This window comes from Candidatus Omnitrophota bacterium (assembly GCA_028716565.1).
Taxonomy (GTDB): Bacteria; Omnitrophota; Gorgyraeia; order Pluralincolimonadales; family Pluralincolimonadaceae; genus Pluralincolimonas.
Genome location: JAQUPL010000001.1, coordinates 471,019 through 487,534 on the forward strand (window position 1 = coordinate 471,019; position 16,516 = coordinate 487,534).

A 16,516-nucleotide genomic window follows, 5' to 3' on the forward strand; every position below is an offset into this window, starting at 1 on the left:
TTACCCTCCGCTCTTAAGGACATCGTTAATGGTCTCGATCACGTAATCAACGTCCGGATCAGACATTCCGGGATACATAGGTATGGATACTATCTCCTCGTAAGCGCGGTCCGCCGCGGGAAAGTCCGAATGGATGAGATCCTTATAGAAAGGATGCTTATGCAGCGGGATAAAATGCACGCTCGTGCCGATATTGCGCGCCCTGAGCTGCTTAATGAATTCGTCCCTGGGGATGATATCCTTGCCGATGCGCATGGTAAAGAGGTGGTAAATGTGGTAGTGTTCCGGCTTGTCCTCGGAAAAACGGGCGCGCGGATCAAGGCCGGCCCGGTAGAGCGATGCGATGCGCCTCCGCCTCTCGTTCATCCGGTCCAGTTTTTTAAACTGCTCAAGGCCTATGGCGGCATGGATGCTGTCCATGTTATATTTATAGCCGATCTCCTCTATCTCGTAGAACCAATTGCCTTTTTGGGAATAACGGTTGAAGGCTTCCTTGTTGATGCCAAAATAACTTAATTTCCGCATCTTCTCTATCATTTTCTTGTCCCGGGAAACCGCCATGCCCCCTTCGCCGCATGCCAGGTTCTTGGTAGCGTAGAAACTGAAGACGGAGACATCCCCGAAGCTGCCGATCTTCCTGCCTTTATATTGCGTGCCGATGGCGTGCGCGGCATCCTCTATGACCGTCAGGCCATGCTCTTTGGCCGCGGAAAGTATCGCATCCATCTCGCACGGATAGCCCGCAAAATGGACCGGCATGATTGCCTTGGTCCGCGGATTGATAAGGGACTTCATCTTTTCGACGTCGATATTAAGGGATGACTCATAGACATCGCATAATACGGGTGTTGCTCCGGTCCATAAGACCACGTGGCCCGTAGCGGCAAATGTCCATGTCGGGACTATCACCTCATCCCCTTTACCGATACCGCAGGCCAATAAGGCCAGGTAGAGGCCCGCCGTGCAGGAATTCAGGGCTACGGCATTGGCCTGGCCTCCGAGATATCCCGTCACGGCATTTTCAAATTCCGTCACACGCGGCCCGGTAGTCAAATACCCGCTCCGGATGACTTCGGCCACCGCCTCGATCTCTTCGGTCCCCATAAACGGCTTTGCCAGCGGCAAAAATTCATTACGCATTTTGTACGGTCTCCCCTGTTCCCTGGTTGCCGATCTCCGGATACCAGGAATCGCATCCTTTACACACTTCATCGATCAATTCCATCGTTTCGTGCTGCCTCCGCAGGTCCTTATAAGACCGGCAATTCCATATCGCTTTGATGGGCGAGGTATTGGCGTCCCCCAGCGGCGAACTGTTCCAATCGTGGTTGCATCTTCCCACTTTACCGTCAAAAAATATAAGCATCTCATAGAACGGCATCACGCACCCCACACGCCCGCTCCTCTTCACGCCAAGGGAGCCGAACGTGCCGTTACGGGAATGTTCCTCATATATACGTATGCGGTCTACCTTGCCATTCCATATGTTTTTGAAGATCTCCGCGTTCCGGGGCGGCGTCTCCGGTGTTTTTACCATTGAGACCTGGGTTTTAACGCGGCCTTTATTCATTTTTAAGAACTGCAGTATTGCGGCCTCGACCTTGTCGTATTTCGCCGGCGCGCGCGTCTTGTTGTATACTTCCGGGATATCGAGGCTGAATGAGATAAAATTTATCGCCTCGATGACCGCCTTTGACTTCGGCCCGTCTAAGAGCGTCGCGTTGGTCGCCATCTGGACTTCCTTGAATTTACCCTTCACATACCCGCATATCTCGATGAAATCCGGGTGCAACAAGCTCTCCCCGCGCCTGTGGAGCACGAGGATCGTATCCGGATACGCTGATATCTCATCGATCAGCCTTTTAAAGAATGAGAGGTCCATGAAACCGCGGAGGTCGTCCACGTACCTGCGCGGGCAATAGGAGCAGCGCAGGTTGCACGAAGCCGCCAACTCGATCTCTATCCTCCGGGGGAAATCCCCCGCATCATATTTCTTCATGCCATAAGCCCGATCGTTTTGTTCCTTACGGTTTCCAGCACCTCTTTTGAAGTGAAGGCGAGCGGGTCGACCAATTCGCTCACGATAGCGTTAGCCCTTTTCAGGTCGCCGGGTTGGTCGATAGTCAACCTTATCCCATGCAAAAATTCCGGGTTGAGCCCGGCGTCGATGAATTTTGCCGAAAATTCCTGCGGATGCGACGTTATGTATTTTGTCACGTGCTCCAGGTCTTCTTTTTCCCTGGTCCTCATCGCCGCCTTCTCCAGGGCTTCCGCGGTTACCGCCTCCGAATAGAAACCGGACGCGCATGTGCTGCGCTCCAATGAAGCATAATCCAGTTTTTCTGCGATGAGCGCCTTCAGCAGCGTATTGACTAAAGCGGTATCCACGAAAGGGGTATCCGCGCACACGCGGACGACGTATCCGGCGTTCACCGATCCGGCTGCCCGTATGTACCTTTCTAAGACATTGTCCAGGCTGCCCCTGAAGACGGGTATTTTACCGGACCTGCAATGGTCATAGACGGTATCATCGGAGGTATCTTCCGAAGTGGCGACGAGCACATTGTCTACCGCGCAGGTTTTGCAGCGCCTGTATACGTATTCAACCAGGGGCACCCCCCCCAGGAGGGACATTACCTTGCCCGGGAACCGGCTGGAGCTCATCCTGGCCTGGATGATTATCGCGCTCGACCGGCCTTTATCATCCCCTATCCCGTTTTTATCTATATATCTCTTCGCCGCGAAGTCCAGTATTTCCCGCGAATTGCCCGTCTTGAGGCTCATCTCCATCACATCCTGTATAAATCTTCCCAGCCTTTTATCCGCATTGAAGTCGCCGAAATGGTTGAACAGCCGCCGCCATTTAGAGAAATCCCCGATCGAACTGTCGCCTTTGCTCGCCCGGATGATGGCATCTTCCATTCCGTCAAGCGTCTTGAAAATGAACTTCTGGCCGGGATCGCCGTAAAACGGGTGCTTCGTCCACCCGGAACAATCCCAATGCAGCACCCTGTTCCCGTGCGCCCCCGCTACGATGCCCGCGGAATTCAGGCCGAAACAGACCGACAAATCGGTAAGTGCCGCGGCAGTCGCAGGGGATAACCGGTTATCCAGGAAAAAGACCCTGTCCGTTCCCATGAGCGACCGGAATCTGCGCACTATATCTTTACCGCCGGGCAGAGCCGAGAGGCTGTCGATATCGCCGTTCTTGCTCTTCACGACCGCTCCCCATGACGGGTTCTTTTCAAGAAGGCCCAGGAGAAGCAGGTAGAAGCGCGAAAGCGACAAAGGCGTTTGATGGACATTATGCGCGGCGCTTGAGTCGAATACGGCAAATGTGAATTCGAGGTCTTTCAGCCGGCCCGTTATCCCGCCCGGATCGGCTGCATCTCTGCATATCCACATCCCGGAAGGAAGCCAATAATCACATACCCCCTCCTTCACGGGAAGGAAATCGTCGAATATCCTGCCCCATTCAAAAAATACGTTGTACGGGAAAAGGTGCGACGGGGTCATCCGGAACGGATAATTGGACCAGTGGAACCCGAGCATTATGCCCCCTGCCGATCCCATGGCCGCCGCCTGCGCTTCCTGTTTCCAGGACGTGTCCTGGTGTTGGATAAGTATCTTCACCTTAAATTTATTAAAATACGCCGCATAGCACGCATTCCAAAAAGCATATTCAAAATCGAACATTCTCAACCAAAACGGCCGGCCATCCGGCTTTACCAGGTCTTTTATAAGCGCGGCTATCGCAGGGGTGCCTATATCCGACGCTACCGCCCCCAAATGCGCGTCGGCCCACAACTCGCCCCTCTCCTCTATCTCCCCGGTTATTTCATCATTGACAGGGGTATCTCCCCTGTCCAGGTAATAAACGATGCCGAAAAGCGATTTATCCACGTTATTTTTCCAGAATGCTAGATCGATGGCACTTTTTTGGTCGTATTCTATCCAGACCGACGGCCTTATATCGGTAATATTGGACCTGGGAGCGACAGGCATTACTCTTGCCTTCACTGCGCTCTTTACCAGGCTTAATATCGTCCTGGCGCGCTGCGCATACTCAAACATCCCGCCGGATTCCTTGATTGCAAAACCTCTTTCTTCGTAAAGGCGGCGCAGCATTTCGTTCATAGGATGCCGTTCAAATCTTAAGATATGGTCTTTATCCCTCATAAGCGCTGCTTTCGACCTGGCAATGACCGCAAATACTATTTTGCCGCGCAAGGACTCCGATATATAACACTTGATCGCGTTCTTCAACCTTAAAGGCCTGCCGTCGGCATAGGTTTTAACGGCCCTGTCGCCGCACAGGAGCATATCCTCGTTCACCTCATATGCAAGCGTCTCTCCGTCCGGGCTTTCCTTTTCCAGGGACAGGCTGACGGGAAATACGTTAAGGCCGACCCTGAACCGTTCTGCCAAAGCAAGGATAAAGCGGGCCGGGGCGGAGACCGAACGATCTCCGTAATATATTACGCGGCCGGAAAAAGGCCGCGATAAGCCTGCCGCGACCACATCCGGGGCGCCCAATTTTTCCAGCCACAAGGTCTTGGGACCTTTTTTTTGTGCTGTTGCGCTGCCTGCGGTCATCTCGCGGTCCGGCCCCTCGTTTTTAAATACGTCTCTTCATAATCCTCGATGCGTTTCAAGTCGCCCTTGACCATCAACTCCCGCAATCCAAGCAGTTCGACCGTATTGAAATTTTTTGAGATATTGCAGGTGATATCCTTGGCGTCGCCCAGGCTCAGCAGGAAAAGCTGCAGGTCCCCGCCATATTGTTTAAGTATCAGGTCTTTATACGAGTAATACCATTCCGATCCCGGGTACGGCGTCGCAAAAAAAGGATTCGACCGTATCCCTAATTTTTTCCAGGCAAGGACGTCAGCCTTGATGCTTTCAAAGGATTCATCCGGGAAACCTATGATCTGGTTCGGGATGGGCCGTATCCCCGCATCCATAGTCATCGTAACCGCCCTTGAGTTTATCCTGCTGTTTGAACCTTTGCCGGCGGACAAAAGGACCTCGTCCGAAAAAGACTCTAACCCGTAATCAAGGTGGGAGCAGCCGAGGCCCTTAAGTTTCCTGAGGATATTTTCGTTTACCATCGCGGCATGCGCGGTAGCGCCCCAGTGTATGCCGCGGCAGGATTTAAGCCATCTCCGCGAAAACTCATCGAACCAGTCTTTGTTCCTGCACAACGCGACAAAATTTTCATCATAAAATGAGACGAAGTCTATCCCGAACCTTTTTTTGGCCGATCTTACCAGGTCGACGACGTATTCCGGGCTGTGGTGCCTTACCTTACGGCGGCCGGTTATTAAGACATCGCGCCTGCCGTTCGACTCAACGGTAGACAGCTCACCACTCAACCCTAAATGAAAACAGTATTTGCACCTGAACGGGCAGCCGTAACTCGCCATGACACCGATATGGCGTTTGGCAAGCATCGATTCTTCGCTCAAAAGCAGGCTGCTGTTCTGGAAATAGATATCTAAAGGAAAAATATCCCATGCCGGGAACGGCAGGGAATCGACGTCCTCCAAAAGCTCCCTCTCGCGGTTCAATACCAGGTCGCCGTCCGGGCTGCGATAGATTATCCCTTTTACCCGCGACCAATCGTCCTCTCCCGCGTCGACCGACTTCAGTATCTCCATCAGCGTAATATACGCCTCCCCGACGATACCTATGTCCACCTCCGGAAGGAATCCCATGACCTCATGCGGTATCGGGGTGATGAATCCCCCTCCGGCGACGATAAGGGAGTTTTTAGCCGCCTTACGCGCGATAGAAACGGTTTTCTTGATAAAGCCGTAAGTCGTGACCAGTCCCCCGGTGGCAACCACGTCCCACCTATCCGCCCGCAATACCGCGTAGATCTCTTTATCCGACGGCCTCCAGGCATTGGCATCAAAGACCTGGACCTTGTGCCCTTCGCGCATAGCCAATGCCGCCAGCTGGGCCAGCCCGTAAGGAACATGTGCGGGCTTTCCGCTTTCGCGTATTACAGGATTAATGAACAGGACCTTGGCCATTTTCAGGACTTTCTCTTTGCGAACATATTTAAGACCTCGGACAAGCCGGAAAATATTACGCCCTTGCCGAACAGGATGCCGCCTTCGGTGCAATTGTACGTCCTGCAATTCGCCACTTTCGCCATCTCCAGGAAACTTTGCGTATACCAATAATAGGCGGGATCGGTAAAACAGGATTGTTTAAGGTGAGGGTTATGCACCTTTATCAATCCGCGCTCCGGCTCTCCCGGGAATAACTCTTTAAGCACGTCGTAATACTGCGTTTTATCTACGGTAGTGCCGGGAGGATACGAGAGGTCCATGCCCACCACGACCACCTCGGGGCTTGCCAATACGGCGTGCGAAAATACCCACGCCGACGTGCCGCAGTTGCCTCCCGTGACCATACAAGGCGTCTTGGTTATCTTATGTATCTTCCTCGAATAGCTTCCGGGATCGTCAAAATCGTCGTAAAGCGGGTTCCACCAGTAAAGCTGCATTCCGGCTTCAAGGCAGCGCCTGGTGATCTCCGGGCTCACGCTGGTCGAGATGATCACTTTTATCCCGGGTCCGTGGAGGTTTACCAGACGTATCATTTCATCGTTACGCTCGATCTCGTCCTTGTTCAGCGCCGGATCGAGGTCCTGCCTCCTGAAGTAGTCATCATCGGGCCTCTTGGAGAGGTGCGTATCCCCGAACCAGCGGATGATACGGTGCGGATGCGGGTCCACCGTAATGACATAATCCGGGACGATGCCGTTACGCAAACAGTGCCCCAGCGTCCCGTCCACGGCCACGATGTGCCCTTTAAAATTGCTCTCCTTAATGGCCTTCAGCGATCTCCTGCTATGCAGGCTCGGGCCGGCAGAGATGACCAGCGCCGGTTTTGGAGGGACGGGACCGATATCCCTGATGGTCTGTTTTATATACGCGGAGTTTAACTTCGCGTGCTTAAGGCCGATCTCCCCGGTCTTCCTTAAAGTGGCCATGGAGATCAGTTCCAATTCTTTCTTATTTAGCTTTTTCATCCGCGTCCCAGATGAACTTGTTCGATTTCATCACAAATGCTATGCTCCCCCCGAGCTTTTCCGTCGCCTTCTCCTCGAAAATACCGGTATGGCTGCGGGCAGGTTTTTTGCCGCTCTTAGATTTTTTGGTTTTTATCTTATAATTCCCGCTCAAGAACCTGTTATTCATCGATAACGACCTCCTTTTTATCAAGCAAGAACTCGGCGAATATCAGGTCGATAGGCTCATCGATATCGACCGATGAAAGATCTGACATCACATGCGCCCCGGTATTTTTCGAGATAATGACCCCTTCCTCGAAAAGGGCCTGCCTCCTTGTAGCGTAAGCAGCGCCGTTAGGGATAACTAGTTTTGGCAGGGACTGGAAGACGCCTCTTTCCCCTTCCATCTTTCCTCCCAGTAGGAGCTCGGCGCGGCCCCCGTCCTTGACCCCGAACATCCACTCCGGCCTTTCTTTCACCTGTCTCGACGTAAATGCCGACATCATCCCCTCATCCTTGAGCAGCAGGTCGACGCAGGCATCTATGTCGCAAGCGCGGCAAAACGGCGTGGTCGGCTGCATGGTCACCGCAATATCTATTTTTTTAGATTCCTGCGATTCCACGAATTCAACGGCATGCTTTGTGACCCACTCCGAAGGACAATCTTCCGCAAGGTTTTGAGGCCTCACGAAAGGCGCTTCAGCGCCGCATTCCAAGGCTATCTTCTTGATCTCCGGGTGGTCGGTGGAGACGATCACCCTCCTAAGGCAGTTACTTCCCAAGGCGGCCCTGATCATATAGGAGACTAAAGGCTTTCCTCCTAAAAGCGCGATGTTCTTTAGCGGTATCCTCTTCGACCCTCCGCGCGCGTGGATCACCCCGATAATGTTAAGCCCGTTGTCTTTTTTTACCATTTGTACCCCAGGTCTGTTTTTACGGATCTTCCCCTTAATTCCGCTAAATTACCGAAAATCTTCTTGAACGCGGCGACCACATCCCTCATGTCATCCCTCCCGTTAGGGCGGTTGATATGATAGAACCATATGAATTTTTCTTTTATCAGGTCTTCCGCAACGGGACAATCGCCTCTCTTGTATTCCCTTTTGGCCTTGTACAAATGGCATGACCATGGGCAATGGCCCTTACCGAAGGCGATCTTCCTCAGGAAAATAGGATTATCATACATGGTCTTTAAATATCCGGATCCCGCAGGTATCCCCTCGGCTTTCAGGGCCGCCAACACCTTGGCCCTTTCTACGCCGGTCTTTGCCTTGTCATAGATCAGGGGGAAGACATGGGGTATCACCCCCTCCTGAAGCTCTACGGCGCTCAAGCCCGGCAGGCCTTTTAATCCCTTGCTCAAGGAGCGGTAATTACGCAACCTTTCGGAGTTGTTCCTGTCCAATTTTTTAAGCTGGGCTATCCCCACGGCTGCGGTTAATTCCGTCATCCTGAAATTCATCCCGACAATATTGCTCAATGACCCTTCGTCCCAAGAGATATCCGGCACCGATTCGCCGTGGTTGCGTATAAGGCGCGCCTTCCTGGCCAGCCCGGGATCATTTGTTATTACCATCCCTCCCTCGCCGGTCGTGATATTTTTCGTCTCCTGGAAACTGAAAACGCCGAGATCGCCGATAGTCCCGACAAACCTGTTCTTATATTTTGTCCCGGGCGCCTGGGCGCAATCCTCGATGATCGCCAGGCGGTGCTTCCTGGCAATGCGCAAAATGGCGTCCATATCGGCCGGGTTCCCCAATAGGTGCACCGCCAGGATCGCTTTTGTCCTTTTAGTTACCGCCTTCTCGACACACCTGGGATCAAGGCAAAAGTTTTTCGGGTCCACATCTACAAATACCGGTATGGAATTAAACATAAGGATGCTCAAGGCTGTGGCATTGAAAGACAGGCACGTGGTAATGACCTCATCCCCGGGCCCGATCCCGGCGGCCCCTAACGCGGTAGAAAGGCCTGAAGTGGCGGAGTTGACGGAGACGGCATACTTGACCTTGAGTTTCCCGGCGAAATCGGCCTCGAACCTCCTGACCATCTTACCCCCTAGGAAAGAAAAATACTGGCCCCGGTAATTGAGCGCGTCTTTTGACGGCATGACAAGCAGCTTCCCTATGTCCCGGGTCGGGCTGCCCATGAAACGGGAGAGCTCTTTATTCTTCATCACCTCCCTGACATAACGCCATTCGTCCCCGTCGATCACCACGGAATTATGGAATGGCTTCTTGCGCACGGGCTTGCCGCCGGTTAACGCTAAACAAGACATGACCTTATTGACCTGCCTTCCTGGCGATTATGACCAGCCTGTCGGCTTTGCGGATGTCCAGTGACGTAAGCCGCAAAAATAACCAATTATATATCCTGGATACGAACCCGGTTAAGGCGGGTATCAGCCCCAGGCCGTAAGGCAACAGGTCCGCGCTGTTGATCCCCATGACCTTGACGACCCGGAAACCCGTCTTTCCCAGGCAATATCTTAAAGAATCCGCCGTGGGGATCCCCTGTACGTAATCCCCGTAACGCTCAAAACACGAATATTTATTATAGTAGCGCGACTTGCCCTGATGGCATTTAATGGCCAAAAATCCGTCCTTTTCCAGCATACCGTTTATTTTTTCCAGGCTCTCTCTCAGGTCGGTGAAATAGTAGCAGCTTTCCAATACCGAGATCAAAGAATATTTTCTCCGCATCAATTCCCCGGGGATATCGTCCGGGAAACTGCCCGTATATACTTTCAGACCCTGTTCCCGCGCGCATTCGGCCGCCTTTTCCTGCGGCTCCAGCCCGTACGCGTCGAAGCCGAGTCCTTCCAATACATGGCAAAACCCGCCGGTAAAAGTACCTATATCAAGCGCGGCGCCTTTGTCCCTGACTGTCTTCCCGATAAGGACGGCCGCCAGGTCCGGTCTCTGCTTTCTTGGGTCCGCGCAACAGATATCCGCCCCGGTCTCCCCAGCGCGCGAAAGATATTCCCCGCATTCATTCCCGTCTGCGCGCGGATAGGGATATAAGGTGCCGCATTCATCGCATATCCTGATATCCCTTTTCTGCCCGTCGCGCAGTCCCTGGTCCTTTTTATACAACGCGGCGCTCCGGTGATGGCAGAACGGGCAGTCGTAAAGCATGTTAGAACTTTATTGAAACCGGCCTTGACCCGTTACTTGCGGAAGCCAACAGAGCCTGGCTCATGCTGAGGGCAATCAACCCGTCCTCGCCGGAACAGTTGACCGACCGTTTCCTGTGCATCAGGACTTTAGCGATATCGTCAACCGCTTCGATAAAGCGGTCTTTACGGGGCAACGGCCTTGCCGGGGCCGGCGTCAACTCCATATATCCCGAGTACCTGCGGCTCTTCCTGAAGACCGATAGATCCAGTTTTCCGCCGTTCTCCGTGATCTTCACTCTCCCTTTGTCGCCGATTATGTCGACTTCGAAGACGAGGTTTTCCCGTTTGTTCAATACGTTGATCGTGCAGGGGATCTTCCCGTTAAAGATCATCCAACCCGAGACACCGGGATCTTGCTTACCCGGATCGAAAGAGACGCCGGAGACGGTTTCAGGATCCGCGGATATAAGGAAACGGACAATATCAAAAAGGTGCGTCCCGATATTGAATACCTGCGCGGGATATAAACAGTTCACTGCGGTCACTTTCCCGATCCTGCCGCCATCTATGGCCTTTTTGGCGGCCAAATAACCGGATTCCCACCTTCTCGTATGATTTACCGCGAGCAGGATCCCTTTTTTACGGCACAAGTTTACCATTTCCCGGGCTTCCCGTAACGAAGAGGCAACCGGTTTTTCGCAAAATACCGCTTTTACCCCGGAACGCGACAGTTCTTTCAATATAGGATAATGGGTAGCGGTAGGCGTGCATATGGAGACGATCTCCGGCGAGGTTTTCCTCATCAGCTCACTTACGCTGCCGAAGACAGGGACCTTCTTGTGCCGTTCCTTAAAAAGCCTTACGGTCCCGGGATCGATCTCCACCGCGCCCGCAAGCCTTGTATATCCCGATTTTTCATAAGCGGCGACATGGCTCCAAACCCCTTTCCTGAGAGGATCGAGGCTGAACCGGAAACCTATGTTCCCTAAACCGATAACCGCGCTTGTGTACATTGTTTTGCTTTAACGCCCTTTTCTCTGGTCCTACCAGACCTCTTTTAGTATCATGAACGCCTCTGCGTATTTAAACCCGGCAGAAGCTCCCCGGAACAGGGCCAGCGCCTCGATATTCTTCTCGCTCCTCGGGAAAGGGTGTCTCTTCATTTCTCCCTTGTAAATACGCATGATCCCTATTTTTTTCTTCAGGTAACCGGAGATATCCGAAAAACTGTTCGGGACGAAACTCTTCCCCCTTAAAGGCAGGCGGGATTCGGTCTCGGAAAGCACTTCATACATCAGGACCTTTTTCACCGAGGGCGCGCGGAATGATTTCACCGCGCTTTGCACGGCATCAAAAGCTACCTGGTGGTCGGAATGCGCGTCGCAGTGGTACGGCGCATAGACCCAGGACGGGGCAAGGTGCGCGATCGCGCCATGCACCGCTTTTACAAGCTCGGAACGCGCAACCGTGTCAAGTCTGGTGGTCGGGAAATCAAGTTTTATCACCTTCGAAAAACCGTATCTCTTCGCGACAGCGGTGATCTCGCGCTGGCGGGAATTCACCCTGCTCTTGGGATAACCGGCTGCCTCGGAAACATTGGTCAGGATCAGCCAGGATACTTTATCATTTTTAGCCCGGTGCTTTAAGAGCGTCCCGCCGCAGCCTAAAGTTTCGTCATCGGGATGGGGCGATACGACTAAAATGTTCATGGTCTGCCTCTCATTAATAGGTCATCTTTTTTTGCAACAGGCGTTTTCCCTGCGCTGCCTTTTCGAGCTCATCGGCGATCTTTTCGGCGGCCCTGCCGCTGCCGTAAGGATTGCGGCAGTTCCTTACCTTCCTTAAGAAGGCCTTGTCGGAAACGGCCTTGCGCAACGCTTCCAGGATAGCCCTCTTTTTGTAGGGCACATCGATCACGTTCTCCGCCCTGAGCCTCCCCTGCTGGCGGCTGCCGATATTTATACACGCAACTTTAAAGACCGGCGTTTCCATGATGCCGCTGCTGGAATTTCCCGCTACCGCAGAGGCGATCCTTAATATCCCGAAATAATTCTTCCACCCCAGGCTTTTCCTTATCCTGAAGTGCGGCACCCGGGCATACTCCTTTATCGCCTTGATCATCCGGTCGCCGCCCGCGTCGTTGCAAGGATAGGTAATTACCGTCTGGCGGCCGAATTCTTTCAGCGCCTCCAGGCTCTCCTTGATCTGTCCGTAGGCAAGAGCGCTTTCGGTGGTCACGGGATGCTGGGTGAATACTATCACCTGCTTGCCGGGATCGATCTTGAGTTCACGGGCCAGTTCCTGCGGCCCGGCGTATTCGCCCGATAAATAATTGTCGATGGCGGTCGAACCGACATTAAAAACCCTCCACTTTTCCTCCCCCAGGCCCAATACCCTAAGGTATGAATCCTGGTTAGAAACGAAGTGCAGGTGCGAAAGCTTGGTGATGCTGTGCCTTACCGAATCATCGAGATTTCCGCCCTGGGAAAGATCACCGCCGAAAAGATGAGCGATCGGAATGTTAGAGTAAAAAGCCGCTATCGCCATCGCGTATGTCTCGTAGCGGTCCCCGGCCAAGACAAGGATATCCGGACGCATCGCGCCAAGCAGCCGCGCGCCTTTCTTTACCAATTCGGCGAAGACGGGAAGCACGTTATCAGGCGTGCCTGGCTGGGATAGATAAACATTTTTGGCCTTAAGCCTGTCCGGATATTCGATCTCGGAGTGGGTATTTCCGAACCTTTCCGATAAATGGCTGCCCGAGATGATCAGCCTGACATCAAAATTCCGTCTCGATAAGAGTTCTTTGACCAAAGGCCGCAAGAGACCGTATTCGGCGCGGTTTCCTGTAAAAAGCGCGATTTTTTTCTTATGCATGCTTATTCCCGCGGACCACTACCATCTCCTTGGAAATATCCCATGAGCCAAGACGGACCGAATCAATTTTTTCCCTGCTGGGATCGATGCCGGTCTTCTCGCGGGTTTCCTCAAAAAGCAGCGTGGCAGTATAATAACGGATAAATTCGCTTTTATCCGGGAACTTCAATTTGCAGGGAATGATCTCCTTTTCCGCCGCCCCGAAAATATTTTTCACAGCCGGATAGAATTCCTTTTCGAGGCGTGAACTCCTCAAGGCCGCCTTTTCATCCATTGCGTAATCCAAGCCAAAAACCTTCTTATTGAACTCATACAGCTCTTTGGCGTTATTTTCCGTAGGGCCGATGAGAAAAACTTCACCGCCGGGTTTCAAGACTCCCTTGATGTCATTAATGACCGCTTCCGCGTCATCCGCGTAATAGATGGAGAAAGCGGCGATCACACGATCAAAGGTATTTTCAAGGAAAGGAAGCCTGTTGTTCATGTCCCACTGCAGAAGCAGCGGCGTAAAACCGGCGGCCGCTTTCCGGGCCTGTAAAAGCAGTTCTCTTGACTTGTCGACACCGACTATCCCTCCCCCGCCATTAAGTTTTTTTAAATAGGCCGGGAATAAGTTCCCGTTCCCGCAGCCGATGTCAAGGATCAAGCCGCCTTTCGCGCCCGGCAAACGGGTCTCCAGCCAATCCTCGAGGCTAAAGCTGGAGAAACGCTTGTGTGCTTCTATCCTGGCGCTTAAATTTTTCTGGCTTTCGTTATAGCCGAGGCCTTGTGCCGTTTTCGTCATAAGGTCACCAGCTCATCTTTTTTGAAATTCTTATTAGCCGGCCTGCCAAGCAGCTTTTCATAGATCACCGGACTCAAGCCGTTGCCGGGCCTTTTTACCGTTATGTTATGGACGGTAAACCTGTCTCCCTTCGCTATGTCCGCGGCAGCTACGATGCTTTTCCTGGCAATCTTCCTGTTATTTAATTCGGAGGGCGCAGGTCTTTTGACCCCGTCGCCGAGGGCCGTTTCTATATTGCGGACCGCCTTGACCATGGCCCTGAATTCATCCGGTTCAAGGGATGCCTTATGGTCGGGACCGGGCAGGTCCCTGTCCAAAGTAAAATGCTTTTCGATCACAGCCGCGCCTAATGCGGCTGCGGCGATAGACACCTCGATGCCCTGCGTATGGTCTGAATAACCCACCTGCACCCGTAGCCTGTTCTTGAGCGTAAGCATGGCGCGCAAATTTACTTCATCCATGGGAGCGGGATATTCGGTGGTGCAATGCAGTACGGTGATATCCTCAGGCCTTGTCCCGGAACCGGTAAGGATCCCCATGGCAAAACGCACTTCTTTCAGGTCGGACATCCCCGTGGAAAGGATGACCTTTCTTTTAAGCCTCCCGATCTTCCTTAGATACGGCAGGTTGTTTATCTCCCCGGAAGGCACCTTGAATATCTTCAGTCCGAGGCCCGCCAGGAAATCCACGCTCTTCAGGTCGAACGGCGAAGAAAGAAAGATCACCTTCTTCTTCCGGCAACGCCGCAGTAATTCCTTATGGGCGTCGGGGCCAAGCTCCAGCTTTTTTATCATCTCCAGCTGGCTCCCGGTATTGCCCGTGGCTGCCTTCTGGTAAGCGGCCTTAGGCGCGTACGTGGAGACCAGGGATTCCGCGCTGAATGTCTGGAATTTGACTGCGTCTGCGCCTGCATCTGCCGCGGCATCCACCATCCTCATCGCGACCTTTAGCGAACCGTTGTGGTTGACCCCGGCTTCGGCAATAATGAATATTTTATGCATTTTGTTTCATTTCTTTGCAAGGGTTGCCGTAAGCGACCACGCCTTTGCGTATGTCGCCGGTGACGACACTGCCCGCGCCTACTACCGTCATTTCCCCTATCTTTACATTCTGGATCACAATGCTTCCCGTGCCGATATGGGAATGGCTGCCAATGCTTACGCCGCCGCTTAGCAACGCCCCGGGTGAAAGATGCACAAAATCGCCGATCTTGCAGTCATGTTCTACGATAGCACCCGTATTAAGTATGCAGTTGTCGCCTATACGGGAGCCTGCGTTAACGATCACCCCGGGAGCGATAAAATTGCCCTGCCCAAGGACAGAGCGGGAAGATACCAGCGCATACGGGCTGACCAGGTTTGGGAATACGAACCCGGATCTCCTCGCGAGGTTATAGAGTTTAACGCGCAAACGGGTATCACCGACGCTTCCTGCTGAAATAAAACAGTGTTTTACGCCTTTTCCGGAGAATCGCGGCAGGTCGGTATCGGAGCCGCTTACCGGCACCCCGAAGACCTTCTCCCCGATGCGCTGCTTTACGTCAATTATCCCGGCGACTTCATATTCTTTAGCGGACAGCAGCAGGTCCAAGACTACCTTGCAATGCCCTCCGGCGCCTATTAGCAATATTTTTTTCTTCATATCAAGTTAAGCCTCGAACTTCTTCAGCATCTCCTGCAAGGCCTCAAACTGCCCCATATCCAGCCACGATTTTTCAGAGACCGGATAGACCCCTATCTTTTCCTTCTTCTCGATATAGTCCCCGATAAGGTCGGTTATATTGTAAAACCGGTTCTTGGGGATATCACCAAGGACCGAGGCGTCCAAAAGATACATGCCTGTATTTACCAGGAAGTCATATTCGGGTTTTTCCCTGATGTCCCTGAGGGCCCCGCCTATCCCGATATCGCAGACGCCGTAAGGGATCGTAAAATTCTTCATCGAGCTCACGAGGGTGATCTTGTTCTTCTTCTCGTTGTGGAACCTCAGTATATCGGTGTAATCCGCCTCGATGAGTATGTCGCAATTGCTCACGAAAAAAGTCTTCTTTATCCTGTTCTTCAGCAAGTGGAGGCTTCCTGCGGTGCCCAGGGGTTTGCTTTCAAGGATATAGTTAATCTTGTATTTATGCTCGAAATCACTGAAATACGCCTTGATCATGTTCGATTTGTAATTCAGCGAAAGGTAGAAATCGTCGCAGCCGTAATCAAAGAACCTGTCGATGATGATCTCTATGATCGGTTTATCGCCGATAGGCATCAACGGCTTAGGCAGGACTTTGGTGAACGGATGGAGGCGCACCCCTTCTCCTCCCGCCATGACCACTACCGGGAGCTTCAGTGACTTGTGGTTCTTCGGTTTGGCCTCAAAAAGGTCCACCCATGAGATGGAGGCGACGACCCTTCTAGTCCCGTCGACCACCGGCAAGCATTCGACTTGGCGCTGGATCATCAGGTCCTTCGCGCCTTCCCTGGAAAAACCCTCCTTCAGGACCAGGGGACGGCAGTTCATCGCTTTCTCAAGGCTTTCGCCGAGGCCTTTCCCCTTCAGGATCCATCTCCGGATATCGCCGTCGGTGATCGTACCCGCGATCTTCTTCCGGTCATCCACGACGATAAGCGTCTTCTCCCCCATGGCATCCATCTGCTTCAATGCCTGCTTGATGCTGCATTTGGGACTTACCAAGACTTTCTTCAATCTTTCCGTCATA

Annotated in this window: 16 protein-coding genes; all 16 read right to left on the reverse strand. The window is 52.7% G+C overall.

Features of this window, described 5'->3' with window-relative positions; genetic code table 11:
- The 16 genes from PHO67_02430 to PHO67_02505 are packed head-to-tail and all read right to left on the reverse strand — an operon-like array spanning window position 1 to window position 16,515.
- A complete protein-coding gene (locus tag PHO67_02430) occupies window positions 1–1,140 on the reverse strand; it encodes a DegT/DnrJ/EryC1/StrS family aminotransferase (protein MDD5546005.1) in 1,140 nt (379 codons plus the stop codon).
- The gene (locus PHO67_02435) at window positions 1,133–1,999 is read right to left on the reverse strand and encodes an SPASM domain-containing protein (GenBank protein MDD5546006.1); all 867 of its coding nucleotides are present in this window, start codon (window positions 1,997–1,999) and stop codon (window positions 1,133–1,135) included. Before PHO67_02435 ends, PHO67_02430 begins: the two co-directional genes overlap by 8 nt.
- Window positions 1,996–4,596 carry an NTP transferase domain-containing protein gene (locus tag PHO67_02440; protein MDD5546007.1) on the reverse strand — a complete coding sequence of 867 codons (2,601 nt, stop codon included), beginning with the start codon at window positions 4,594–4,596 and terminating at the stop codon, window positions 1,996–1,998. The genes PHO67_02435 and PHO67_02440 overlap by 4 nt, the downstream gene beginning before the upstream one ends.
- Window positions 4,593–6,038, reverse strand: coding sequence for a radical SAM protein (locus PHO67_02445; protein MDD5546008.1), 1,446 nt, complete (start codon window positions 6,036–6,038; stop codon window positions 4,593–4,595). Before PHO67_02445 ends, PHO67_02440 begins: the two co-directional genes overlap by 4 nt.
- 2 nt (window positions 6,039–6,040) lie before the next feature.
- Entirely contained in the window at window positions 6,041–7,045 is a 1,005-nt protein-coding gene (locus PHO67_02450) for a DUF115 domain-containing protein (GenBank protein MDD5546009.1), read from the reverse strand.
- On the reverse strand, window positions 7,029–7,214 hold the full coding sequence (locus PHO67_02455) for a hypothetical protein (GenBank protein ID MDD5546010.1): 186 nt from the start codon (window positions 7,212–7,214) through the stop codon (window positions 7,029–7,031). The genes PHO67_02450 and PHO67_02455 overlap by 17 nt, the downstream gene beginning before the upstream one ends.
- Window positions 7,207–7,941 carry an acylneuraminate cytidylyltransferase family protein gene (locus PHO67_02460; protein MDD5546011.1) on the reverse strand — a complete coding sequence of 245 codons (735 nt, stop codon included), beginning with the start codon at window positions 7,939–7,941 and terminating at the stop codon, window positions 7,207–7,209. Before PHO67_02460 ends, PHO67_02455 begins: the two co-directional genes overlap by 8 nt.
- A complete protein-coding gene (locus tag PHO67_02465) occupies window positions 7,935–9,305 on the reverse strand; it encodes a DegT/DnrJ/EryC1/StrS family aminotransferase (protein ID MDD5546012.1) in 1,371 nt (456 codons plus the stop codon). The genes PHO67_02460 and PHO67_02465 overlap by 7 nt, the downstream gene beginning before the upstream one ends.
- Before the next feature lie 4 nt (window positions 9,306–9,309).
- Window positions 9,310–10,122, reverse strand: coding sequence for a methyltransferase domain-containing protein (locus tag PHO67_02470; GenBank protein MDD5546013.1), 813 nt, complete (start codon window positions 10,120–10,122; stop codon window positions 9,310–9,312).
- A 43-nt stretch (window positions 10,123–10,165) separates the two neighbouring features.
- On the reverse strand, window positions 10,166–11,158 hold the full coding sequence (locus PHO67_02475; GenBank protein MDD5546014.1) for a Gfo/Idh/MocA family oxidoreductase: 993 nt from the start codon (window positions 11,156–11,158) through the stop codon (window positions 10,166–10,168).
- A 30-nt stretch (window positions 11,159–11,188) separates the two neighbouring features.
- Window positions 11,189–11,854, reverse strand: coding sequence for a PIG-L family deacetylase (locus PHO67_02480; GenBank protein ID MDD5546015.1), 666 nt, complete (start codon window positions 11,852–11,854; stop codon window positions 11,189–11,191).
- 13 nt (window positions 11,855–11,867) lie between these two features.
- Window positions 11,868–13,022, reverse strand: coding sequence for a UDP-N-acetylglucosamine 2-epimerase (neuC, locus tag PHO67_02485; GenBank protein MDD5546016.1), 1,155 nt, complete (start codon window positions 13,020–13,022; stop codon window positions 11,868–11,870).
- Window positions 13,015–13,806, reverse strand: coding sequence for a methyltransferase domain-containing protein (locus PHO67_02490; protein ID MDD5546017.1), 792 nt, complete (start codon window positions 13,804–13,806; stop codon window positions 13,015–13,017). The genes neuC and PHO67_02490 overlap by 8 nt, the downstream gene beginning before the upstream one ends.
- Window positions 13,803–14,807 (reverse strand): N-acetylneuraminate synthase, encoded by a 1,005-nt coding sequence (neuB, locus tag PHO67_02495; protein MDD5546018.1) that lies wholly within the window; start codon window positions 14,805–14,807, stop codon window positions 13,803–13,805. Before neuB ends, PHO67_02490 begins: the two co-directional genes overlap by 4 nt.
- Window positions 14,800–15,447: an acetyltransferase gene (locus tag PHO67_02500; GenBank protein ID MDD5546019.1), complete on the reverse strand. Its 648-nt coding sequence runs from the start codon at window positions 15,445–15,447 to the stop codon at window positions 14,800–14,802. The genes neuB and PHO67_02500 overlap by 8 nt, the downstream gene beginning before the upstream one ends.
- Window positions 15,448–15,453: 6 nt before the next feature.
- The gene (locus tag PHO67_02505) at window positions 15,454–16,515 is read right to left on the reverse strand and encodes a nucleotidyltransferase family protein (protein ID MDD5546020.1); all 1,062 of its coding nucleotides are present in this window, start codon (window positions 16,513–16,515) and stop codon (window positions 15,454–15,456) included.
- Window position 16,516 lies beyond the last annotated feature (1 nt).

Excerpts from the sequence above, each read along its gene's own strand:
- PHO67_02430 (MDD5546005.1), bottom strand. The coding sequence starts at position 1,140 with ATGCGTAATGAATTTTTGCCGCTGGCAAAGCCGTTTATGGGGACCGAA.
- PHO67_02435 (MDD5546006.1), bottom strand. The coding sequence starts at position 1,999 with ATGAAGAAATATGATGCGGGGGATTTCCCCCGGAGGATAGAGATCGAG.
- PHO67_02440 (MDD5546007.1), bottom strand. The coding sequence starts at position 4,596 with ATGACCGCAGGCAGCGCAACAGCACAAAAAAAAGGTCCCAAGACCTTG.
- PHO67_02445 (MDD5546008.1), bottom strand. The coding sequence starts at position 6,038 with ATGGCCAAGGTCCTGTTCATTAATCCTGTAATACGCGAAAGCGGAAAG.
- PHO67_02450 (MDD5546009.1), bottom strand. The coding sequence starts at position 7,045 with ATGAAAAAGCTAAATAAGAAAGAATTGGAACTGATCTCCATGGCCACT.
- PHO67_02455 (MDD5546010.1), bottom strand. The coding sequence starts at position 7,214 with ATGAATAACAGGTTCTTGAGCGGGAATTATAAGATAAAAACCAAAAAA.
- PHO67_02460 (MDD5546011.1), bottom strand. The coding sequence starts at position 7,941 with ATGGTAAAAAAAGACAACGGGCTTAACATTATCGGGGTGATCCACGCG.
- PHO67_02465 (MDD5546012.1), bottom strand. The coding sequence starts at position 9,305 with ATGTCTTGTTTAGCGTTAACCGGCGGCAAGCCCGTGCGCAAGAAGCCA.
- PHO67_02475 (MDD5546014.1), bottom strand. The coding sequence starts at position 11,158 with ATGTACACAAGCGCGGTTATCGGTTTAGGGAACATAGGTTTCCGGTTC.
- PHO67_02480 (MDD5546015.1), bottom strand. The coding sequence starts at position 11,854 with ATGAACATTTTAGTCGTATCGCCCCATCCCGATGACGAAACTTTAGGC.
- neuC (MDD5546016.1), bottom strand. The coding sequence starts at position 13,022 with ATGCATAAGAAAAAAATCGCGCTTTTTACAGGAAACCGCGCCGAATAC.
- PHO67_02490 (MDD5546017.1), bottom strand. The coding sequence starts at position 13,806 with ATGACGAAAACGGCACAAGGCCTCGGCTATAACGAAAGCCAGAAAAAT.
- neuB (MDD5546018.1), bottom strand. The coding sequence starts at position 14,807 with ATGCATAAAATATTCATTATTGCCGAAGCCGGGGTCAACCACAACGGT.
- PHO67_02500 (MDD5546019.1), bottom strand. The coding sequence starts at position 15,447 with ATGAAGAAAAAAATATTGCTAATAGGCGCCGGAGGGCATTGCAAGGTA.
- PHO67_02505 (MDD5546020.1), bottom strand. The coding sequence starts at position 16,515 with ATGACGGAAAGATTGAAGAAAGTCTTGGTAAGTCCCAAATGCAGCATC.